Consider the following 21,445-nt stretch of genomic DNA (forward strand, 5'->3'; position numbering starts at 1 on the left):
CTGGGGGGAGGCTCCCGTTTTTTTCAGGCTGTTCAGTTGGCCGCAGCGGGGGCGGAAAGATTTTTGCGGGCGTCCTGCACGGTCATGCTGTTCCAGCTTGCCGCACTGGGGGGCGGGCCAAAGCGTGGGTCCCACTTGCCGGACTTTTTAAGGGCTTCCGCCACTTCCTTGGGCATGTAGGTCTCGTCATGCTTGGCCAGAACTTCGCTTGCCACAAACTCATGCGGGGGGTGGACGGTGCCAATGGCAACAACGCTCTGCCCCTCGCGGAACAGGTCAGGCAAAATGCCTTCGTAGTGCACGGTTACGGCGGCCTGCCCGTCGGTCACGGCAAAGGTGGCTACCGGGGTTTCGCCGTGTTTTTCACGCTTGACGGAACCTGCGACAACCATCCCCCCCAGTTTGACCGTCCGGTCAGCAGGAGGGGGAGATGCTTCTACCTGAGAGGGTGTGACAAAAAAAACAATGTCGGAAGAAAAAGCCCGCAGGATCAGGGCAGCCGCAGTGCCAAGGCAGGCAACGCAGGCAATGACAAGCCATAGGCGACGGGTCTTGCGGGTCATGGAGTAAAAGATGTTCCTGCGTTGCGGTTATGGGTCTGTTCAAGTGCAGCCAGTCTGGCCCGGTCGCGTTTGAGGCGGAGTGCCGCACCCATGGAGAGAACAAGGGCCATAACGGCAGCCAGACCGTAGCTGGCTACAATGTAGGGGAGATGGGTCATGCTGCGCCTCCGCCACGGCGGGGGGAGGAGAGCAGCGCACGAATGCGGCTTTCCATGACCGCAGCCCGTGTGCGGGCCACAACAATGGCTGCAAACCCCAGAGAAAATCCAATGGTGGAAAGAGCAAGCGGCCACAGCATGGAGGCGGACATGGTGGGTGCTCCGGTCAGGGTAATGCTGTCTGGCTGGTGCAGGGTGTTCCACCATTGTACGCTGAACTTGATAATCGGCAGGTCCACGGCCCCTGCCAGCGCCAGAATGGCAGCCGCCCGGTAACCGCGCTGGGGGTCATCAAACGCGCGGATTAAGGCAATATGGCCGAGGTAGAGAAAAAACAGGACAAGCACGGAGGTCAGGCGTGCATCCCATACCCACCATGTTCCCCACATGGGTTTGCCCCATATGGACCCGGTTGCCAGGCACAGTGCCGTAATGCAGGCACCAACAGGCCCGATTTCCACCGCGGCCAGATCTGCCAGAGGGTGCCGCCATACCAGAGAAAGCAGACCACAGATGGCAAGCCCGGCATAACCGCCGGAAGCCAGCATGGCTGCAGGCACATGCACATACATAATGCGCACGGAATCTCCCTGTTGCCAGTCGGCGGGGGAATAGAACAGGCCCCATCCCAGACCGGCAAGAATAAAGGCAATGGCGGGCCAGGTTAACCACGGCTGGAGGCGTGCGCCCAGCTTGAGAAACCGGCCGGGGTTGGCATACCGGTGGAAAAAACTGCCAGTACGCGCGACAAAGGTCGGTGAGGCGCTCAAAAGTTGGTCCGCTCCATCTGTCTGGTTTGCGGCAAGAGCGGTAGGCTCTTGCCCGTAATGGGTATGATGTCTCAAAAGTGGGACTGCTTCTGTCTCCTTTATAGCATTATAAGCGTTCTGACACGATGCAGTTCTTCGTGGGCGAGTATGCCCATAAGACACAACAGAAGGAAAACGAGACATGTTGTTTGCCATTATCTGTACGGACCGCCCCGGTGCGCTGGAACTGCGCATGGCCACCCGGCCGCAGCATCTGGCCTTTTTGGAAACCCACAAGGCCAACATCCAGTTTGGCGGCCCACAGCTTGATGCCAACGGCAAACCCTGCGGCAGCCTGATGCTGCTAGAAGCCGAAGACCGGGCCAGTGCGGAAGGGTTTGCCGCAGCCGATCCATACGCCAAGGTTGACCTGTTTGAGAGCGTGATCGTGCGCCCGATCCGCACGGTTTACCGCGATGGTCAACTGGCCGAATAACATGGCATTCTGGCTGGTAAAAAGTGAGCCCGATGCGTTTAGCTGGGACGAGCAGGTTGCAAACATTGTAGAGCCATGGACCGGAGTTCGGAATCATCAGGCCAAAAAAAACCTTGCCGCCATGCAGGTGGGCGACCGGGCTTTTTTTTACCACTCCAATGTTCAGCGCGCGATTGTAGGTGTGGTGGAAGTGGTCCGTGCCGCTTACCCCGATCCCACGGCAGAAACGGGGTCTTGGGTATGCGTGGATGTTAAGGCGGTTGGACCTATGCCAACGCCTGTTACACTTGCTCAAATTAAGGCAGATCCAACGCTGGAGGCGTTGGCGCTTGTCCGCCAGTCACGCCTGTCGGTCTGCCCGGTTTCGGCCGAACACTGGCAGCAACTGTGCCAGATGGGGGGCTGGAAAGAGGGGAGTTGAACACGTCGTTTAAACGAGTGATCAAAATATTGTGAAAAAGGCCGCCCAACCGGGCGGCCTTTGCCATTTAACGCAAATTGGTGTGGATCAGCCCTGTGTGGCCAGAGTCCATGCCTGCGCGGACCGGTTGCCGGAGCGACAGTAAGCAAAATAGGGACCGGGGAGCGTATTCAGCACTTCCTGCGTTTCAATCTTGACGTCAGAGCTGGGAGCCGCCCCAGATGCAACAGGAATGGCAATAAAGGTCAGCCCGGCAGCCCGTGCGGCTGCACCAATGGCTTCTGCCGTTGGTTGACCTGCTTCTTCTCCGTCGGGACGGTTGCAGATGAGGGTTTTAAATCCGGCTTCCTTGATTGCAGGAATATCGCTGACGGCAATCTGGCCAGAGACGGCAAAGTCGGGAGCAATGGATTGATACTGCATGGTTTTGATACTCCTTAAATATCACACCTGATTCTGGCAGATGGGGCTTTTCAGCCCTATCGCGCAAGGGATGTGCTGGTATGTGTGGACTTGTTGGACCGCCGCGAACTAGCGGTGAATGAAGTACATGTCGGAATACAGGTTTTTAAGGGCCGCATGGTCTGCCAGACAGTGGCGGACAAGCAGGGCGCGCAGGCTAACCGCAGCCTGTTGTACGGATGGGTCCGTGCTGGTGGTTTGCAGGGCAGGGTAGTGCTCCATGCAGGCCTTGAGCGTGGGATTGTTCATGTCCACGCCTTTGCTGATCTTTGCCTTCAGCTCATCATAATACTGCGAGACCGCGGTATCCGAGTTCCATTTGACGAGAGATGTATCCACTTTGCCATTATGCATGAAGTAAGCAACCGTCAGGTAGCCAGTCTCAGGCGGATGATCACCGGCCCGAACCGTCATGCGGCACGCACGTTGGGAATAAGGAGGAAAACTGACATCGGGCATGGCGGTGGAGGCTGTGACCTTAACAGCAGGCAGGGTGCCCGCTGTGGGCGCTGAGGCGTCCTGCGCATCAGCATCGCCCGTAATGTGGGCTTTCTGCCATGCTTGTGCCAGAAGTGGGTAGTAACGGATGGACTGGCACAGGTTGGGGTCCGTGCGGGCATCGGCCAGAGCCATGTCGTAGGTTTTCTGCTCCGGGGTGGCACATGCGGCCAGTGCCAGAACAGAGGCAACACAACTCAGGCGGCCCAGACTCAGGGCCGGCAGGCGTGCCTTGGCACGCGAGGAGAATAGACGGAAAAGACCAGCCATGAGGAAAGCTCCTTAAAAGCGGCGCGGCGTTAAGCCAGATTCTTCATTAGCTGTGTAAGGGCTTAGCGCCATGCTTACAACGCTGTTTGCATGGACAAGAGGGGTGCGTTGTAACAGGTCATCTGTTTTTCGTGGAAGCAGCCTGTTATGATCAGCGCCAATACATATCATACGGCGCTTTGGCAGCGCCGGTTGTCGCATTTGCTGTAAATGAGGCAGGTAGCAGACAGGAAAGGCACGTATGAGCATGAAGGAAACAGCAGGCAACGCCCTGACCCCGATGGCCCTGAGTGGCCGTGATCTGGGGGAACTGGAAACCGCCCTGCTTGCGGTTGAATCCGGGCGTGGTGTTCTGGTGCGTCTGGCTGACCTTATGGGCGGGGCGGTTGGCCATGCCGCACGGTTGGGCCTGCGTGGTCTGGGTATGGCTCCCAACATGGAGCAAAAGCTGCGTGGACTGGCAGAAACCGCCATTACCCGGGCATTCGATGTGGCCATACTGGGCATGAAAGGCCCGGCCGATACTGCCATGGAGGAAGCGCGCTGGCGTACATCAGGCCTGCAGGCGGCTGTGGCGGTTTCTGGGGCTGTGGGGGGCTTTACCGGTCTGGCTGGTCTGGCACCGGATATCGGGTTTACGACCCTGACCATCATGCGTGAAATTGCCCGGATTGCCCGTGAAGAAGGGGAGGATATGGCCGACCCGGATACCCGCCGCGCCTGCCTGGAAGTGTTTGCGCTCAAGGCTTTTCCCAACCGCCGGAGTGGGGAAGAGAGCGAACTTGGGTATTTTTCCGCACGGGCTGTGCTGCGTGGCCGCCCGGTTGTTATGTTAATAGCCGAAGTTGCATCGCATTACGGTCTGGCGCTGGGGCAAAAAATTTCGCTCCAGCTTATGCCGGTTGCAGGGGCTTTGTGTGGGGCCTCGCTCAACACGGCATTTTTCAACCATTATCGGGCACTGGCACGGGCGCACTTTACCATTCGCAGGCTTGAACGCGAACATGGACCGGTTGTGCGTGATACTGCTCTGGCCCTGCGGGATAACCTTGAAGGGCGCGAAAAGCTCTGAACGGCGTTAAGTAAGAGCACCGCTGCGATAACAAATTAAGGCCGCATCACGCGGCCTTAATTTTTGTATTCGGTTTATTTGCGGCTGGGTGATGGCGGGTTCGAACGCTCCAAAAACGTAGCAATCACGGCCATACCCAAAAAGGCCACGCTCACGACCCGTAAAACGCCCTGATAATGAAAAGCCGGATACCAGAGCATGGCGCAAAGACCAATGCCAATAACGCAGAACAATCGCATGGTCATGGATGCACACTCCTTAACGGTAATGTCAGGCGCTTACACCAGAAGGTAAGGGTTTGCCAGCCGCCATGGCACTAACATTATCCAGTGCCAACATACCCATGGCTGTTCGGGTTTCCACCGTTGCGCTGCCAACGTGTGGGGTCATAAACAGATTTGGCAGGGCCAGCAATGCCGGGTCCGGGTTGGGTTCATTGCGAAAAACGTCCAGACCGGCGGCAAAAAGCTGCCCGGATTTAAGGGCGGCCTTCAAGGCCGTTTCATCCACAAGGGAACCGCGTGCAGCATTGACCAGCACACTGCCGTGGGGCAGCAGGCTGAGCGTTTGCGCATTGATCAGGGGGGGCGCGGAGGGGGAGCCGGGCATGTGCAGGCTTAGAATATCGCAATGCGGCAGCATATCCTCCAGCTTGTCAAAGTAAGTGGCACCAGCTTCCTCCGCCGGGTCCAGTTGCCGCCGGTTGTGGTAGAGAATGGACATATCAAACCCACGGGCGCGTTTGGCAACGGCCTGCCCAATGCGGCCCATGCCCACAATGCCCAGCCGTTTGCCACTGACGCGGTGGCCCAGCATTTCCCCCATTCCCAGTGTGCGGCCCCATCCGGCCTTCATAAGCGTATAATATTCCGCAGCGCGGCGGCTGGCTGCCAGTATAAGCATAATCGCCAGATCGGCATTGCAGTCTGTTAGTACATCCGGTGTGTTGGATACCGCAATATTGCGCGCCAGCAGGGCCGGAACATCCAGATGATCCAGCCCCACACTAACGGTGGCTACAAGCTTTACGCTCTCTGGCAGTGCCTGCACGTCTGCCCCTTTAAGGGGCGATGTATGCGTAACCAGCACGGCAAAGGGCTGGTAAGCATGGGCAAGTTCGAGCAGTTCCTCCGTGCCGAGTGCTGTTTCTGGTGGCGGTGGAGCGCTAAATTCGGAGCGGATGCGTGCCTCCACATCGTCCAGAAGGCGGGTGGTGCGGATAAGGCGTGGCGCTTGGGTTGTCACAAAAAATCTCCATGGTGCGGCATGGCAGGGCGGGCAGGGATATGTTTATTTCCGTGTGCAAGGTAGCATAACGCACCAGCTACGCTACACCGCATGGTGCCCAGTTCTGTAACGAGTGCGGGAAAGGCCGGTTGCGGGAGCAAGCAGCCCGGATGGGCAAAAACATGGGAGCCAGCACCGTATGTCCGATGGTCTAACGCCAGAACTTATGCTGTCGGCCTATGCTGTGGGGTTGTTCCCCATGGCAGAGGGGGAGGATGACCCGACTTTAAGCTGGTATGACCCCGACCCGCGCGGCGTGCTGCCGCTTGATACGTTCCACGTGCCAAAGCGTTTACGCCGCACCGTGCTGTCGGGTCGGTTTGATGTTTGTGTGGACCGGGATTTTGCGGCTGTCATGCGTGGTTGTGCGGCCCCGGCCAAAGGGCGGGAAAGCACATGGATCAACAGCCGTATCTACCAGATTTTCTGCGCACTGCATGACATGGGATTTGCCCATAGTGTTGAATGCCGCATACAGGACGAACTGGTGGGTGGGTTGTATGGCGTCGCACTTGGTGGTGTGTTTTTTGGCGAGAGTATGTTCAGCCGGGTAACGGATGCTTCCAAGGTGGCTTTGGTGCATCTGGTCGCACGGATGCGCCTGAATGGATTTATTCTGCTGGATACGCAGTTTGGCACCGAACATCTGGCCCGTTTTGGCGGCGTGGAAATACCTGCGGCCCATTATAAACAGCAGCTCGAGCGGGCCGTATGTATGCAGCCCTGCTGGTCCAATACGGTTGCGCCCGATATGCTGGAAGCAGAAATTCGCAGTATGTAATGCGACCACACTGGCACAACCCGCTGGCCGGGTAAGCACATGTGCATGGTGCCAGGTGGGATATGTATGGAGAGAGACTTGGTGACAGACAATTTTTTACCGGCCTGTAAACGGACCCTGACCCTGCTTGGTCTGTGTGCCATAAGCGTGCCTGCTGTGTCTGCCATTGTGGCTCCTCCGCTTCATGCCCAACTGGCAACGGACCATCCCCGCCTGACCCCCGCGCGTGATGCTGTGGTGGATTATGTTTTTCAGCCCCGCCCAACAGAGCAGGATTTACAGGCTGGTGCCAAGGCAGATGCACCAGTGGCAAGCCGCCATGTGCAGGTGCTGTATTCGGGTGATGGGGGGTTAATGCGGATTAACTACATGACCAGCATGGACGGGGATCAGAGCCGGGGCGCCGTTATTATTAACCGTGCCGCGCAGGAGGTGCTGGTCATTATCAATGACCGCCGCATTTACACCCGGCTGGTGCAGCAGGCTGGCGTGCGCAACCCTTTTCTGCTCGACATGTCCATGCAGTTTACCAAAACGGGGAGCGATGTGGTGGCGGGCCAGCCCTGCACCAGATGGCAGGTTGTTTCCGCTCAGGGTAAAGCCACAACCTGTGTAACGGATGACGGATTTGTTCTCCAGCAGGATGGTGTGGATGTGGATGGGCTGAACGGTAGCCTGCGCGCCATGAAGGTGGCTTACGACAGTATTCCGGTCAGTGCGTTCCAACCGCCCTCTGGCTTTCAGGAGGTAACGCCGCATTCCCCCCGTGCTGATGCCGCACAGCAGCCGGAAGCCCAGACAACGGGTGTTGGCCCTTCCGCCACGCTCCCTACCGGCAACACCAACCCAGAAGGTGAGACCCGATAATGGCTGTTTGCTCAACACGCGTGCGCCGTAACACCCTGTTTCTTGCCACCTGCTTGCTGGCGTTGGCAGATGGTGCGGCGGCTTATGCCCAGTCCGCTGGTGCGGCTACAGTTGCGCCTGACAATGCTGGTGCTGCTTCATCCAGTGCAACGTCCGATGGGCAGAGCGTGGAGGCTCCGGTCATTACGCCATCTGCGGATGTGGATGTCATGTACGAACTGGCTTCGCCTCAAGGGGACGTGAGCACGCACCAGCGCATGCGCTGGCAGGTTGCCACGTTGCGCCAGCGGCTGGACCCGGAAAAATCTGCCGTGTTCATGCTTACCTCATGGCAGAACAGAACCCTGAGTGTGGTGGATATGGGGCGTAAGAGGGTGAGCGTTATGCCTGTTCCCGGTACGCAGCAGCTTACCCCACCGGGGCAACCGGCAATGATCGGCTCCTATGCACGATTGGGGAGTTCCGTTGTGGCGGGTGAACAGTGCACAGTATGGCGTACAAAAGATACGGATGGTCACCCAACAGATGCCTGTTACACGGCAGATGGGGTGCTGCTTCAGGTTGCTCAGGGCGGGCAGATTACGGTGCGTGCAGTCAGCGTGCAGCGTACCGCACAACCGGATAGCCTGTTTGTTATTCCAGACGGTTTGAAGCAGGAGGCCCCGGCACACCCATAAAGGGCGTGGTTGCATGTGGCCATTGGTGGAAAGGCAGGAAAGGGATGGAATGCGCAACAGAGCCTACGGCCACACCATATTGCTTCTGGGGTTATGTGCAGCCTGTGTGCTGCCCACGCGGGCTGTGCACGCACAGGCAGCGGACGGACCAACAACTGTTTGCATAACAACGCAGGCGGCGCAGCAGCCGCAAACGCTGGTTGTTGTTCCTTCTGGCACAGTGTTTGCTACGGGCGCGGCGGAGGGCAGGGGTGCGGCAGGCAGCCCCTCGGCCGCAGCTATTGTTACGACCGAGACCATTACCCTCACGCACATGCAGCCTTGCTCCGTGGCCGATGCTTCCAGCGTTGTGTCTCACACACGGCACTGGCTGCGCGAGAAAGTGCGCCCCCGTGCGGGCCAGACCCTGTACGCCATAGGGGAGGTCAGCGGGAATGGCGTGGACACGGACATGTCCGACGAGGATTCCGCCTTCCGCGACATGGTTCATGCCGGAGCGCTGAGCGCATCCATAAACCATACCGTGCAGGACCCGGTTTTTTTGCAAGAAAGTGATGCAGATTTACCCGATGGCGGGCAGGGAGTGGATACATCTGTCTCCCGCAATGCGGCATCGGACCTGCCATCGCAACGGCAGGTACAAAAACACTAGACTTTACAAGAGCTTGTAAAGAGCGGGCTTAGAACATCTCCCGCAGAACACCGGGTAGAAAAATGGAATAGGGGTTGATGTGCAGGGTGGGGTCTTCCAGTTTGCCTGTCACCCCGAATGTGACGGCCAGCAGGCCCCCATTTTTTTCCGGGCTGAATAGCTTGCCAATTCCCGGTAATTTGCCCGGCAGGGTATTTACGGCAAAAATGGGCACAACGGTGCCGTGCAGGTCTATGCTGTTGCGGTCAAGGTTGATCTTGCCTTCCAGCGTTGCGCCAAGTGCACCATTGCCTGTTGTTCCATCATGAATTTCCAGCACACCGTCCTCAAATGTGACAGGCATGTTCATGTGCGTGACCTGAAAATCGTTGGCATTCTGGGCATTAAGCCAGCCGTAGAGCGAGATGTTGCGGGCGACCTGCAGGGAGGTCGGGGCTTTTTTAAGCGTAAATGGCGTAACGCTCAGTTTACCGCTGAAGGGGGCGGCTGGCAGGGTATCATCAAACGTGCCCTCCAGTTTGGCCTGCCCCCCTTTAACGTCGGGCAGAATGCCAAACGCTCCAAGGAAGGCCCCCATGTCTGGAATATGGGCCTGTAAGGTACGGTTTGCCCCTGTAGGGTTGAGGGTCATGCTGGCAAGGACCGGACCTTGCATGGTAAAGCGCATTTTTTCCAGTCGCAGTCCGTTATCCTCAAAGTAGGCTTTAACGGTGCGCAGGGGTTGCTTGCTTTTGCTGTACCAGAGCTGGTTGGCTGTCAGGTCAATGGCCCATGCTGTGCCGGGAGGACCGTGGAGCTTGCCCGTTGCGGCCTCTGGCACATGGTAATTGGCCGGTTTTTTGGCTGCGGGGGCAGTCTGTTCGTGCTCGTCGTGGCTAACAAGGGGAGAAAGGTCGAGCGTATCGGCATAAACGCCCACGTGGATCATATTGCCAGACTGGTTCTGGGGTAACACCAGCCGCGCATGGCCGTTTGAACGTGCAATTTTAAAAGAGGAAATAAGCAGTTCTGGCGCATGTCCGGCCCGTAGCTGGGCCGTACCAACAACGTTCATATCCGGGCCGGAGGCACGCAGACGTTCCACGTTGGTAATCTGCCCCTTGTCCAGGTCAAGGGTGGCGGAAGCCTGTGCCGGTTTGCCAGCAGCTTTGTCCCACATGGGAATATGAATGTTGGAACGGAGCAGGTCCAGATTGAGGTTAACCGTTCCCTTGTGGCTGGCTAGCTGCTGATAATCCACGGCCAGATCTGCGCTGCCAGCAAAATGTTCACCCGTGGTAATGCCCGCAGCCAAAGCCGTGTCCGGGGTTATGCGGGAAGTCAGATGTGCTTTTTCCGATACCGCGTCGGGCGGTAGGGACCGAAAATCCATGGCGTATGTTAGATCGGAGGGAAGCCCGCCAATAACACCGTGCCCGGCAAGGGATAATCCATCGGTGGTAACATCCAGTCCAAAACGTGCATTGGCCACATCGCGCCCGGCAACGACGTTCCCGATCGAGGCATGGGAAACATCGGCATGGCTTTGAATGGTCATGTCATTAATGCTTACGCGGCTGATCAAGGGCAAACTTAGGCCCAGATGCAGGCCAGCTTTGCCGCGTGGTTTTGTCAGGCTTAATGGATGGCGGGAAAGCAGGTGCAGCCGCGGTTCGGCCAGCAGGGCCATAACATCCTGCAGGCGGCCACGCAGGTCGCTCTGAATAATGCCAACCTGATCTTTTTGGGTCAGCCCCACAATATCCATACTGCCCGGTCCGGCCTCAATCCGGCCGGTGCCAGTCAGGCCGACATTCTTGTCCGCCAGATTTACAAGCTGGTACCCGTGGTCAAAATGGATGCTCAGCTTGTCCGGACTGACAATGTCCAGCCGGGCATCCAGCCCCTGCAGGGGGGTAATGGGGCGCAACCAATGGACAGTCAGGCCCGTTGCATCAATACCACCTTGAATGTTGGTCAGCTTTAAACCGCTCCACCCTTCCTTGCTGTCCAGTGTAGCGGTGGTGACCAGATTGGTCGCCATGCCTGTTGTAATGTTTTCCGTCACCCATTTTTTTCCGCCCTTGGCAGCAAGATTGGGCCAGTAATGGACCAGATCTTCAAACGACACATGGGGAATGGTGGCGGTAAGTTGGGCGTTTATGCCTTTGGGCTGCACAAGGTCGGAAGCACTGAGCGCACCTGTCAGGGTCAGGGTCAGGGCGCGTGTGGCGTCCTCCGGTAAGCCGGGATTGCGCAAAAACAGGGTTATGGAGGGAATGTTAATTTTTGCGGGCGTGGTATCGGCTTGTGTCTGGTCCAGTTGCAGGCCAATCATGGCGCTGCCGTGGTCAACCTCGTAACGTGAGCCTCCGGCCAGCACATGCCCGGCGCCAAGTGTTGCCGTAAGGTTTAGCGCGCTTGGCAGCATCCAGTCGGTTTTGCTGGTCGCTATAAAATGCGTTTCTGCGGCAAAGCTCAGGGGTGTGTCTATTTTTGCCAGTTGCGGGTAGAGCGGGGCAAATGTTGCGGGGTTAAGCGTATTGGTGTTCAGGTGCCAGATGATCTGCCGGTTATTATCTGCGGGCTCACCGTGTGCGCTAAGGTCCAGTCGGGGGCCGGGGGTGCCTTGGGGAGCAAGACTGAGTTTGACAAGGCCGGTCACGCCCGATGCGCCACCCATGCGGTGGAGGTGCAGGTCAACACCAATGTTGGATGCAAGCCAGTGGGTGCCGGTTAACCGGTCATCCATGCTTATGGTGGCGTCCTCTATATGGACATTTTCCAGCCCGTAGGTTTCTAGCGTGCTGTCATCATGTGTCTGGGGGGTGGGGGCAAGATCAAGGTCAAATCCTACGCTACCGTTCTGGGTACGGCGGAGCGCCAGATGCACGCCTTTAATGCTTACTGTCCGTAGTTTGATGCTGCCATGTAACAGAGTAAGCGGGTCCAGTGTTATATCCGCTTCCTGCACAGTGTTTGGCGTTGCGTTATCGGGCGCAATAAAGCGCATATCCTGCAAAACAACGGTTATGGGCGTTCCAACCCCTTCGCGCAGGCCGTTCCAGCGCAGTTCGGCATGACCAAGGCGCAGGCTGACTTCGGGCGGGTGCCCGTGTTCACCTTTAATAATGGTAATGGGCAAAAAAGGCCGCACGACTGGCGTAATATCGAGCGGACCAAACGCCAGACAGCCTAGTAGCGCGGCAGATCCCACCAATGGCAGCGCCACCAGCACACATGCCCCAATAGCAAGGACACGGGGAATTTTTGTTCTTGGTGGGGGGGAGGTGTCTTGACCGTTGGAAGTCAACGCAGCAAGCCTTTATGGTTCACAGTACGGGCCATATCATGACGCAGGCAGATCATTCTTTCTTCCGTGACGTAAGGCAGACTCGCAGGCAAGGCCCGCGGATTTGGCCGGATGCAGACTGGCCTGCTCCGGCGGACAGGCACAAGGCCACTGTGTTCGTTGAGGATATGCTGGAACTGGCCAGCCAGAATGGTGTTGCAGCATCTGTTATGGCGTTGCCCGGTGCGCGGGAGTTGATGTTGTGCCTTGGCGGGAACAGCCCATACCTGTCCGATCTGGCGCGGGAGGACATTCAAGCCTTTGCTGCCCTGTTGGACAAGGGGCCGGATAGCTGTGTGCAGGATGCTTTTGCAACATGTGCACAGTTTGACGCCACATCGGGGCGAGAGTATGTCGCTGCGTTTCTTCGTCATGCAAAAAAACGCATAGCTTTTATTTGCGCTATTGCGGACCTTGGCGGAGCCTGGACGCTGGAGGATGTCACGCAGACCCTCAGCCGTCTGGCAGAAACCGCGCTTGAAATCGCGCTCAAGCATATGCTCTGGCAGGCCAATGAGGCCGGGCAGCTAGATCTGCCAAACCCGCAAAACCCCACTCAGGCGTGTGGTCTGGTGGTGTTGGCCATGGGCAAGCTGGGTGCGCGTGAACTGAATTTTTCATCCGACATCGATCTGATAGTGCTGTACGACCCCACGACGTATTCTCAGTCAGACGCGGTGCGACGTGTATTTGTGCGTATGACTAACGATCTTGTTAGTCTGATGGAAGCGCGCGATGCGAATGGGTATGTTTTTCGTACCGATTTGCGGCTCAGGCCCGACCCATCCTCCACCCCACCCGCCGTAACCGTGCAGGCGGCCATGCTGTATTATGAAAGTCTGGGCCAGACATGGGAGCGCGCGGCTATGATCAAGGCGCGCCCCGTTGCCGGGGACCTTACGCTTGGGCGGCGTTTTCTGGCGGCTATCCGGCCATTCATCTGGCGCAAACACCTCGATTTTGCCCTGATTGACGATATTCATGACATGAAGGCCCGCATAGACCGCTACCGCAAGGCCGGACGGACAGATCTGGCGCAGCTCCCCGATTCTGTACTGGCGGACCCGGATGCCAGCCGCGAATGGCTTTTGGGCCACAATCTCAAGCTGGGGCAGGGCGGGATTCGCGAGATTGAGTTTATTGCACAAGCCATGCAGTTGGTCTGGGGTGGGCGCGAACCCGGCTTGCGGGACAAAACAACCTTTGGCGCGCTTAAAAAACTGGTTGGATCCGGCAGATTGCCGCGCGCCGAGGCCGAGGTGTTGGCCAGAACCTATCGCTTTTTGCGGGATGCGGAGCACCGCCTGCAAATGCGTGCTGACCACCAGACCCATAGCCTGCCCGATACGGTTGCCGGGTTTGATGCGTTTGCAGTTTTTATGAACCATACGGACGGCGAGGCACTGGCGCTGGATATGCTGCCCCGTATGCGCGAGGCCCGGCGGATATTTGAGCGGCATTTTGTTATTCAGTCTGCCCAGAATGGTCTGGAAGCCGGTAGCGTGCTTATGCCCGGCCCCGAGGAGGGGCAGGTGCTGGAACTGCTGGAAAAATATGGTTTTCCGTCCGCACAGCGGGCCGAAGCCGCGCAGGTGCTGGGGCGGTGGAGTGGCAACGGCTTGCGTGCCCTGCGGTCCGAGCGCGCCCATGCCCTGCTGCGTGCTCTTTTGCCTGCCCTGCTTGCCAACTTTGGCAAACGTGGCAACCCGCTGGCCTGTTTACGGCGGTTTGATGCCCTGCTGGCCCGCCAACACGCGGGGGTGCAGCTTCTCTCCCTCTTTGAGCGTAACCCCGAACTGATCGACCGTATTGCCAGTATTTTTGATGCTTCGGCCTTTCTGGCAGACCATCTGGCGGACAAACCCTCCGCACTGGAAGGGTTGCTGGCACCGGAGCCGGAAGAAGGGCGTAATGTGGTTGCCCGCCTTAAAACACTGGCGGAGGAAGTGGCCGATGTGGAGGAACTGCTGACCACCCTGCGGCCTTTGCTGCGGGGGGAGGAGTTCCGCCTTTCCGTCGCCCTGCTGGAAGGGCGGATTGGCGAAAACGAGGCTGAACGCGAGCGGACATTACTGGCCGATACAATTATGACCGTTATCAAGCAGGCGGTGGAGCGGGACCATGTCCGGCGTTATGGGCGCGTGCCCGGCGGTGGCATGGCGGTTATTGCCATGGGCAAAGCAGGCTCGCGTGAGATGATGCCCGGCTCCGACCTTGATCTGCTTATGGTTTTTGATCATCCTCAAGAGGCACAGGCCAGTCTTGTGCCCACCACAGGGCTGACCCGGCAGGACGGGCTGCCTTTTTCCCGCCCCCGGTCGGTGGCGGTGGGGCAGTACTATACCCGCCTTGCCCACGCCTTTATTGCAGCCCTGACTGCCCCGGGACCAGAAGGTCCATTGTATGCGGTGGATATGCGCTTGCGGCCCTCCGGCGCTGCGGGGCCGGTTGCGGTCTCACGCACGGCATTTGTGCGCTACCATACCGAATCCGCGTGGACATGGGAGTGCATGGCGCTCACACGTGCACGTATAGTGGCCGCGCCTCAGCCCCTGCGCCGTGCTCTGGCGCATGATCTGGAGCGGGTGCTGGATGGGAGTATTCGCACGACCCGCCCCACACGCGCCGCTTTGCTGGCCGATGCGTGTGCCATGCGTGCACGTTTGGCGCGTGACCTGCCCGCAAGTTCTATATGGGACATTAAACGCCGGGCGGGTGGGCTTATGGAAGTTGAGTTTATAGCCCAGATTTTTCAACTTGTGGCCGCCAGCCCCACGGCGCGCAGCCCCTCTACGCGGTTGGCTCTGGGGCGTTTGGCGCGGTGTGGTGTGCTGAATGCGGCAGATGCCAGACTGTTGCAGCAGGCAGATTTTTTCTGGCGGCGTTTGCAGGCTTTGCTGCGTTTGTTGTGTGGGCCTGTGCCGCCCAGGGAGCTGGAGAGCGATCTGGCTCCTGCTGCGCTGAATATTCTGCTCAGGAACATGAAAACCCGCACCTTGCCCGAACTGATCGAGCGGACCAACCTGCTCGCGCATGACGTACGGACCTGTTTTGAAAAATTGGTCGGCCCTATAAGTTAAAGCCGTTCCATTGAATAACCAGCGGGCTTGCGTAATGGGCCAGCCAAATCGAGTGTTATGGAGAAAGTGATGGATAAAACACACGCTTTGCAAGTGGGCGATGCAGCTCCTGCTTTTGTCATGGAAGCCAGCGGTGCACGGAAGGTGGAGAGTGCCGCACTTAAGGGAAAACCCTATGTGCTGTATTTTTACCCCAAGGCAGATACGCCCGGCTGCACCAAAGAAGCCTGTGGGTTTAACGAGGCTCTTCAGGATTTTGAACAGGCTGGCCTGACCGTTATCGGCGTATCGCGCGATCCGGTTAAAAAGCTTGAGGCCTTTGCCAGCAAATACAATCTGACCTTCCCTCTGGCATCAGATGAGGCGGGGAATGTAACCGAGGCTTATGGTGTGTGGGTGGAAAAATCCATGTATGGGCGCACCTATATGGGCATAGAACGCGCCACGTTCCTGATCGATGCACAGGGCCGCATTGCGTACATCTGGCCCAAGGTCAAAGTGAGTGGCCATGTGGAGGCCGTTCTGGAGCAGGCCAGAAACCTTGGTTGCACTGGCTAGGGTTGTTACCCCACCACCTTGCCCGTTACAGGGCCGTGGTGGGGTGTTGCCGCCATAGCTTACCAGCCGGAATAGTAGCCACCCGGCACAGCGTAATAATAACCCGGTGCAGGCATGGGCGCGACTGGCACCATATATGCCCGAGGGGGTGGGGGCGGCGGAGGAGGTGGCGGGCCATAGCTGTAACCGTAGCCATATCCGCCGGGGCCATTGCTCATGGCTGCTCCTGCCAGAGCCCCTACGGCCAGACCACCAATAAGGGCACCGGCTATGGCCCCGCCATCACCATGGCGGTGACCACCCCAGCCTGGGCCACCTCTACCGGGTCCACCACCCCAACCGGGGCCGCCGCCACCCCAGCGGCCGGGTTGCGCCTGAGCGGAGGGCAGGGTGGCAAGGCCAAGACCTGTAATAACGGGCAGTGCCATCAGAAGTTGAGTCATGCGGCGCATGAAGAGTGCCTCCCTGAAGCAGGGTGTCAGCCTGCTCCATGTTTTTGTGTTCTCCCTTTAATATCGATCTGCTTGTGGCAAATTAAAGGCTGTTCCCTGTCCTTTTGTTGATCATGCCAGCAGGCGGGGTCAGTCTGGATTTTCTGTTATTTTGCTGGTGTTGGGGAGTGTTAGCGCCGTTCCAAGTGTCACCACTGCACAGGCGGACACGTACCAGGCAAACCAGTTTTCATGCCCGATATGCTTGCACCACAAGGCAATATATTCGGTCGTGCCACCAAAAATGGAGACTGTCAGGGCGTAGGGCAGAGCAACCCCAAGGGCGCGGATGCGGGTAGGGAACAGCTCGGCCTTAACAATAGCGTTAATGGATGTGTAACCGGACGCCATGAACAGAGCCAGTACAATCAGCCCAAAAGCCATCCAGCCTGATGAGGTGAGGGAGAGAGCCTTGAGCAGCGGAATAGTGCCAAGGCTTGCGCCCACACCAAAGAACAGCAGCAGGGGTTTGCGGCCAATACGGTCGGATACGGCACCAAACAGGGGCTGCATGGTCGCAAAAACAAACAGGCTGGCAGCAGAGATCAGGGTTGCTGTCTCCTTGGAAAAACCAAGGGAGTTCGCAAGATATTTCTGCATGTAAATGGTGTAGGTGTAAAAGGCGACGGTTCCACCCAAGGTAAGCCCGCACACCCGCAAAACGGAGGGCCAATGCTGGAGCATAACGCCTACACCACCTTTGGTCTGCTTTTTGCTGGTGCTTTCAAAGCTTTCGCTTTCTGCCATCTGGCGGCGCAGCCAGAAAACCAGAACCGCACCGCAGGCCCCGATGAGGAATGGAATACGCCAGCCCCAGCTTGCAATCTGTTCCGGTGTTAAAAACACATATTGCATGACCAGCAGCACACACAGCGCAAGTAACTGACCCATGACCAGAGTGACATACAAAAAACCAGACCAGAAGCCGCGGTGCTGCGGCGTGGAGACCTCGGCCAGATAAGTGGCAGAGGCACCATATTCCCCGCCAAGGCTTAATCCCTGCACCAGTCGGGCCAGTACAAGAATGATCGGGGCAATAACGCCAATCTGTTCATACGTGGGGCACACCGCAATGGCGAGCGAGCCAAAACACATGGCCAGAACGGAAAAAGTCAGTGCTTTGCGCCGCCCGTAGCGGTCTGCCGCCATGCCCAGCAGCCAGCCGCCAATAGGGCGCATAAAAAAACCAACGGCAAATACGGCCGCAGCGTTCAGCAGTTCTGCCGTGGGGCTACCATGCGGAAAAAACGCATGGGCAAAGTAAATGGTAAAGGAGGAATAAACGTACCAGTCAAAATATTCGAGCAGGTTCCCGGCAGACCCTGCCAGAATACCACGAATGCGTTGTGCCGTGTTCAAGCTGCGCTCTCCATCCTTGGGCATTTTGTCTTGTTTATGAACAGGACACTCTGGGTAAGCGTCGTATCATCATGGATGTGTGTTTGTCATTACGCTCACGGCATGAGGAATGTTGCGTGGTTGCAGTGGTTTTTGTTCAAAAACAGTGCACAAGCCCGCTTGCTCTTGGTTGGAACATAAGACACAACGGGGTATGAGTTCTGTAATTGTTCTTGTCTGTGTGGCTGTTACGTCCCTTTTGGTGGGGGGCGTGCTGGCCCATGCCCTGCGTAAACCCGCAGCAAAAGGGGCGGATAGCGACTTGCTGGCCCGGCTTTATGTGATGATGGAGCGTGAGGCCGCTGCCGCGCGTGCTGATTCTTCAGCACAGAGAGCTGCCATGAACGATATGGAGCGCGCATTTGGCGACCGGCTGGAACGGATGCGCGCGGAACTGGCCGAACAGCTTGGTACCCTGTCTGGCGGAATGGGGCGCGAGCAGGCGGAGGCGCGGGCTGCCCAGTCCGAGGCCTTGCGCAATATGGCAGAAACATCTGCGCGGCAGCTTGCGGCCATTCGCCATGCGGTAACCGAGCAACTGCACGAGGCTGTGGAGCGGCAGATGCACACATCGTTCCAGCGGGTGCTGGAACAGTTTACCGCCATGCAGAAAGCCATGGGCGAGGTCCGCGCCATGACTGCCCAGATCAGCGACCTTAAACGCCTGTTCAGCAACGTCAAAACACGGGGGGGATGGGGCGAGGCCCAGTTGCGCGCTATTCTGGATGACGTGCTGCCACCCGGTACGTATGAGAGCAATGTGCGGCTGGGGCCGGGGAACGATGTGGTGGAATTTGCCATTCGTATGCCGGTCAAAACCCAAACGCCTCCGCTTATGCCTGTTGACAGCAAATTCCCCACCGAAGCGTATGAAAAACTGCTGAACGCGGCAGAAGAGGGCGATACTGCGGCGGAAAAAATTGCCCGTAAGTCGTTGGAGAATACGGTGCGGGCGGAAGCGCGTAAAATTGCCAGCAAATATATTCAGCCCCCCGCAACGGTTGAATTTGCCGTGCTCTACCTGCCAACCGATGGGCTTTATACCGAAGTGGCGCGTATTCCGGGGTTGATTGACGATGTAGGGCGGCAGTTCCGGGTTATGGTCATGGGGCCAGCTCTTATGCCCGCCATGCTCCGGACCATTCATCTTGGTTACGTAACGCTGGCGCTGGAAGAGCGGACAGAAAGCATTGCCCGTCTGCTGGGGGCCACACGGCAGGAAATGTTGAAAATGGATGGCGTGCTGGACAAGCTGGCACGGAATGCTCAGGCTATGTCCTTCTCCATTGAAGAGGCAAGGCGGCGTACCAGAGTGGTCACACGCAGGCTGAAAGAGCTGGATAATCCGGTTGCCACCGAGGACGATGGCGAAGAGTCTGAAATTGAATTTAGTGGCCATGAGAAGGGTAGCACTGCAACAGGGTAGAACAGGAATGAGAGGGCAGGGATGGCAGAAGACAAAACGCTACCCCCTTTTTTGGAAGGGCGGACGGTTCTCCTTATTGAAGATGACGGCAGAATTGCCGAGGAAATTGTAGGGGAGCTGACAGGGCGCGGCTTTAACGTTCATCACGAAGAAACCGGCAACGCGGGGCTGGAAGCAGCCTTGAAGGGGGAAGCCGATGTGATGGTGGTGGACCGGCTTTTGCCGGGGTGTGATGGCCTGTCCGTCATTGAGACCATGCGCCAGCAGGGGATTCGCCTGCCTGTGCTGGTCCTGTCTGCCCTATCGGCGGTGGATGACCGGGTAACCGGGCTTAAGGCAGGGGGGGATGATTACCTGACCAAGCCATTTGCCATGGAGGAACTGGTTGCCCGCATAGAAGCGCTGCTCCGGCGACCGGATGATACGCGCAATACCAAGCTGCGGACCGGTCCGCTGGAAATGGATCTGATCGAACGCCGGGTCTGGCGGGATGGGCGGGAGATTGATCTGCTGCCAAGGGAGTTCCGGCTTCTTGAATATCTGATGCGCAGGCCGGGGCAGGTGCTGACACGCTCCATGCTGCTCGAAGATGTGTGGCAGTACCGCTTTATACCACGCACCAATCTGGTGGATGTGCACATAGGCAAACTCCGCAGGAAGGTGGATGCACCGGGCGAGGAGCCGCTCATCCAGAGCATACGCGGTACAGGGTTCCAGCTGCGTGTTTCTGACTGAGGTTTTTCGTACAGCCACATTCCGCATTACCCTCATGGCGCTGGCTGCAATGGCTGGCGTTATGTTGATGCAGTTCGGGCTGGTCTATGCCCAGATGGAGGCTGTGGAATCCCGCCGTTCTACCGAGCTGTTACAGGGGGAGGCCGAACTGCTGGCCCAGATGTCCCCCGAGCATCTGGAATATGTTATTCGTCGTCGCGCAACGGATGACCTGCGGTTGATCATCAACAGTGCTGGCCTGTTTGATGCTGGTCACGCGTTGATCGCGGGGGATCTGCACACATGGCCCCGTGGCCTGAAGGCCGATGGCAAGCCGCACAATATAGAAATTTATCCAGAGGAAGGCGCTGCCTACCCGTTACGGTTGCTGGCAGTCACCTTGCCTGATCACACCATTTTGGTGCTTGGGCGCAGTTTTCATCTTCTGGCTGAACAAAAGCTGATGCTGCGCCACGCCATGCTGGTGGCTGCGGTGCCCACTTTTTTGTTTGCGTTGTTTCTGGGGGTTGCTCTCAGCCATCGCGCGCTCTCCCGCGTAAAGGAAATGCACGAAGCCATAGACCGGATTATGGCGGGGGATATTCATGAACGCCTGCCCGCCAACAAGGAGCGGGATGATCTGGAACGTCTGGCGGGCAGCGTAAATCGTATGCTCGACCGCCTGGAACATCTGATGGATGGAATGCGCGCGGTAGGGAACGATATTGCGCACGACCTGCGCACTCCCTTATCACGCGTGCGGGCCAAACTGGAGCGTGCGCAGTCAGGCGAGCGGGACCCGGAACAGCTTGAGGCCGCGATAGGCCGCGCTGTGGACGATCTGGACCAGTGCCTTGGCATTATTACCGCCCTGCTCAGAATTGCCGAAATAGAGAACAGCCGCCGCATGGCCGGTTTTGCACAGGTTCGACTACATGAGTTGATGGATGATGTGTTCGATCTTTACGAACCCATTGCCGAAGTGGAGAGCAAAACATTGCAGGCCCAGCCTGGTGCTGCCGAAGGGCTTGTATGGGGCGACCGGCACCTGCTGATCGAGCTTCTGGCCAATCTGGTTGATAATGCTATCAAATTTACGCCCGAAGGCGGTAGTATCGTGCTGGATGTGCAACAAAAAAATGAGTCAGTCATTCTGATCGTTACGGATACGGGTACGGGTATTGCCCCCGAGGAGAGGCAGAATGTGTTATCCCGGTTTTATCGTTCGGATAAAAGTCGGCATGTGCCAGGCAGTGGTCTGGGGTTAAGTCTTGTTTGCGCAATTGCGCATCTGCATGACGCAAACGTTAAGATCGAGAGCGGCCCTAATGGCGTGGGGACGTGCTTTAGCATTGCTTTTCCAGCACTTGTGCTGGGTTAGAGTAATGGTTTGTAAAGATAATGTCACAAGCGGGAGAGGGATGTGCGGGTATCTACTGGCAAAATGACGACCATTTCCAGAATGATTGCCGTGCCCGTTGTTAGTCAGGGGCA

At 57.7% G+C, this 21,445-nt stretch carries 22 protein-coding genes; 12 read left to right on the top strand and 10 right to left on the bottom strand.

What is annotated here, in order from left to right; translation table 11 throughout:
* Positions 1–32: 32 nt before the first annotated feature.
* Genes ccmE through Absy_RS01465 form a run of 3 tightly spaced genes read right to left on the bottom strand, consistent with a single transcriptional unit; the run spans position 33 to position 1,491 of the window.
* Positions 33–563 (bottom strand): cytochrome c maturation protein CcmE, encoded by a 531-nt coding sequence (gene ccmE / locus Absy_RS01455; protein WP_048852956.1) that lies wholly within the window; start codon positions 561–563, stop codon positions 33–35.
* The gene (locus Absy_RS01460; RefSeq protein ID WP_173957297.1) at positions 560–721 is read right to left on the bottom strand and encodes a heme exporter protein CcmD; all 162 of its coding nucleotides are present in this window, start codon (positions 719–721) and stop codon (positions 560–562) included. The genes ccmE and Absy_RS01460 overlap by 4 nt, the downstream gene beginning before the upstream one ends.
* Positions 718–1,491 (bottom strand): heme ABC transporter permease, encoded by a 774-nt coding sequence (locus Absy_RS01465; protein ID WP_048853055.1) that lies wholly within the window; start codon positions 1,489–1,491, stop codon positions 718–720. Before Absy_RS01465 ends, Absy_RS01460 begins: the two co-directional genes overlap by 4 nt.
* A gap of 181 nt (positions 1,492–1,672) precedes the next feature.
* Here Absy_RS01465 and Absy_RS01470 point away from each other — a divergent pair, with 181 nt between their 5' ends.
* Both Absy_RS01470 and Absy_RS01475 read left to right on the top strand, forming a co-directional pair.
* Complete coding sequence (locus tag Absy_RS01470; RefSeq protein WP_048852957.1) at positions 1,673–1,966, top strand: YciI family protein; 294 nt, start codon at positions 1,673–1,675, stop codon at positions 1,964–1,966.
* Position 1,967: 1 nt separating this feature from the next.
* Positions 1,968–2,387: an EVE domain-containing protein gene (locus Absy_RS01475; RefSeq protein WP_048852958.1), complete on the top strand. Its 420-nt coding sequence runs from the start codon at positions 1,968–1,970 to the stop codon at positions 2,385–2,387.
* Positions 2,388–2,474: 87 nt separating this feature from the next.
* Here the strand turns inward: Absy_RS01475 and Absy_RS01480 are convergent, their stop codons facing one another.
* A complete protein-coding gene (locus Absy_RS01480) occupies positions 2,475–2,810 on the bottom strand; it encodes a TIGR01244 family sulfur transferase (RefSeq protein WP_048852959.1) in 336 nt (111 codons plus the stop codon).
* 108 nt (positions 2,811–2,918) lie between these two features.
* Positions 2,919–3,617 (bottom strand): hypothetical protein, encoded by a 699-nt coding sequence (locus Absy_RS01485; RefSeq protein ID WP_245614659.1) that lies wholly within the window; start codon positions 3,615–3,617, stop codon positions 2,919–2,921.
* 247 nt (positions 3,618–3,864) lie between these two features.
* Between Absy_RS01485 and Absy_RS01490 the strand changes: the two genes are divergently transcribed.
* Positions 3,865–4,689: an EcsC family protein gene (locus Absy_RS01490; protein WP_048853057.1), complete on the top strand. Its 825-nt coding sequence runs from the start codon at positions 3,865–3,867 to the stop codon at positions 4,687–4,689.
* A 74-nt stretch (positions 4,690–4,763) separates the two neighbouring features.
* On the opposite strand, the gene Absy_RS01495 is transcribed toward Absy_RS01490, so the two are convergent.
* Together Absy_RS01495 and Absy_RS01500 are read right to left on the bottom strand one after the other, a co-directional pair.
* Positions 4,764–4,934 (bottom strand): hypothetical protein, encoded by a 171-nt coding sequence (locus Absy_RS01495; protein ID WP_158319832.1) that lies wholly within the window; start codon positions 4,932–4,934, stop codon positions 4,764–4,766.
* A 25-nt stretch (positions 4,935–4,959) separates the two neighbouring features.
* On the bottom strand, positions 4,960–5,934 hold the full coding sequence (locus Absy_RS01500; RefSeq protein WP_048852960.1) for a 2-hydroxyacid dehydrogenase: 975 nt from the start codon (positions 5,932–5,934) through the stop codon (positions 4,960–4,962).
* Positions 5,935–6,115: 181 nt separating this feature from the next.
* On the opposite strand from Absy_RS01500, the gene aat reads away from it, so the two are divergent.
* The 4 genes from aat (at position 6,116) to Absy_RS01520 (ending at position 8,953) form a co-directional block, all read left to right on the top strand.
* Positions 6,116–6,757, top strand: a complete 642-nt coding sequence (aat, locus tag Absy_RS01505) for a leucyl/phenylalanyl-tRNA--protein transferase (RefSeq protein ID WP_048852961.1) — start codon at positions 6,116–6,118, stop codon at positions 6,755–6,757.
* 81 nt (positions 6,758–6,838) lie between these two features.
* Positions 6,839–7,624, top strand: a complete 786-nt coding sequence (locus tag Absy_RS01510; RefSeq protein WP_245614661.1) for a DUF4412 domain-containing protein — start codon at positions 6,839–6,841, stop codon at positions 7,622–7,624.
* Positions 7,624–8,301: a hypothetical protein gene (locus Absy_RS01515; protein ID WP_245614662.1), complete on the top strand. Its 678-nt coding sequence runs from the start codon at positions 7,624–7,626 to the stop codon at positions 8,299–8,301. The genes Absy_RS01510 and Absy_RS01515 overlap by 1 nt, the downstream gene beginning before the upstream one ends.
* 49 nt (positions 8,302–8,350) lie before the next feature.
* Positions 8,351–8,953 carry a hypothetical protein gene (locus Absy_RS01520; protein WP_146802567.1) on the top strand — a complete coding sequence of 201 codons (603 nt, stop codon included), beginning with the start codon at positions 8,351–8,353 and terminating at the stop codon, positions 8,951–8,953.
* A 28-nt stretch (positions 8,954–8,981) separates the two neighbouring features.
* Here the strand turns inward: Absy_RS01520 and Absy_RS01525 are convergent, their stop codons facing one another.
* Positions 8,982–12,245 (bottom strand): AsmA-like C-terminal region-containing protein, encoded by a 3,264-nt coding sequence (locus tag Absy_RS01525; RefSeq protein WP_048852963.1) that lies wholly within the window; start codon positions 12,243–12,245, stop codon positions 8,982–8,984.
* Positions 12,246–12,283: 38 nt separating this feature from the next.
* Here Absy_RS01525 and Absy_RS01530 point away from each other — a divergent pair, with 38 nt between their 5' ends.
* Together Absy_RS01530 and bcp are read left to right on the top strand one after the other, a co-directional pair.
* Positions 12,284–15,364: a bifunctional [glutamine synthetase] adenylyltransferase/[glutamine synthetase]-adenylyl-L-tyrosine phosphorylase gene (locus tag Absy_RS01530; RefSeq protein ID WP_048853060.1), complete on the top strand. Its 3,081-nt coding sequence runs from the start codon at positions 12,284–12,286 to the stop codon at positions 15,362–15,364.
* Between the two features lie 69 nt (positions 15,365–15,433).
* The gene (gene bcp, locus Absy_RS01535; RefSeq protein ID WP_048853061.1) at positions 15,434–15,922 is read left to right on the top strand and encodes a thioredoxin-dependent thiol peroxidase; all 489 of its coding nucleotides are present in this window, start codon (positions 15,434–15,436) and stop codon (positions 15,920–15,922) included.
* A gap of 59 nt (positions 15,923–15,981) precedes the next feature.
* Here bcp and Absy_RS01540 read toward each other — a convergent pair whose 3' ends face one another.
* Together Absy_RS01540 and Absy_RS01545 are read right to left on the bottom strand one after the other, a co-directional pair.
* Complete coding sequence (locus Absy_RS01540; protein ID WP_048852964.1) at positions 15,982–16,374, bottom strand: hypothetical protein; 393 nt, start codon at positions 16,372–16,374, stop codon at positions 15,982–15,984.
* A gap of 129 nt (positions 16,375–16,503) precedes the next feature.
* Positions 16,504–17,772, bottom strand: a complete 1,269-nt coding sequence (locus Absy_RS01545; RefSeq protein WP_048853062.1) for an MFS transporter — start codon at positions 17,770–17,772, stop codon at positions 16,504–16,506.
* Positions 17,773–17,965: 193 nt separating this feature from the next.
* Here Absy_RS01545 and Absy_RS01550 point away from each other — a divergent pair, with 193 nt between their 5' ends.
* The 3 genes from Absy_RS01550 to Absy_RS01560 are packed head-to-tail and all read left to right on the top strand — an operon-like array spanning position 17,966 to position 21,332.
* Positions 17,966–19,237, top strand: coding sequence for a DNA recombination protein RmuC (locus tag Absy_RS01550; protein ID WP_048852965.1), 1,272 nt, complete (start codon positions 17,966–17,968; stop codon positions 19,235–19,237).
* A 21-nt stretch (positions 19,238–19,258) separates the two neighbouring features.
* Positions 19,259–19,972, top strand: a complete 714-nt coding sequence (locus Absy_RS01555; protein WP_048852966.1) for a response regulator transcription factor — start codon at positions 19,259–19,261, stop codon at positions 19,970–19,972.
* On the top strand, positions 19,959–21,332 hold the full coding sequence (locus Absy_RS01560) for a sensor histidine kinase (RefSeq protein WP_052945675.1): 1,374 nt from the start codon (positions 19,959–19,961) through the stop codon (positions 21,330–21,332). Before Absy_RS01555 ends, Absy_RS01560 begins: the two co-directional genes overlap by 14 nt.
* Positions 21,333–21,445 lie beyond the last annotated feature (113 nt).

It is taken from the genome of Acetobacter syzygii, assembly GCF_000964225.1.
Classification (GTDB): Bacteria; Pseudomonadota; Alphaproteobacteria; order Acetobacterales; family Acetobacteraceae; genus Acetobacter; species Acetobacter syzygii.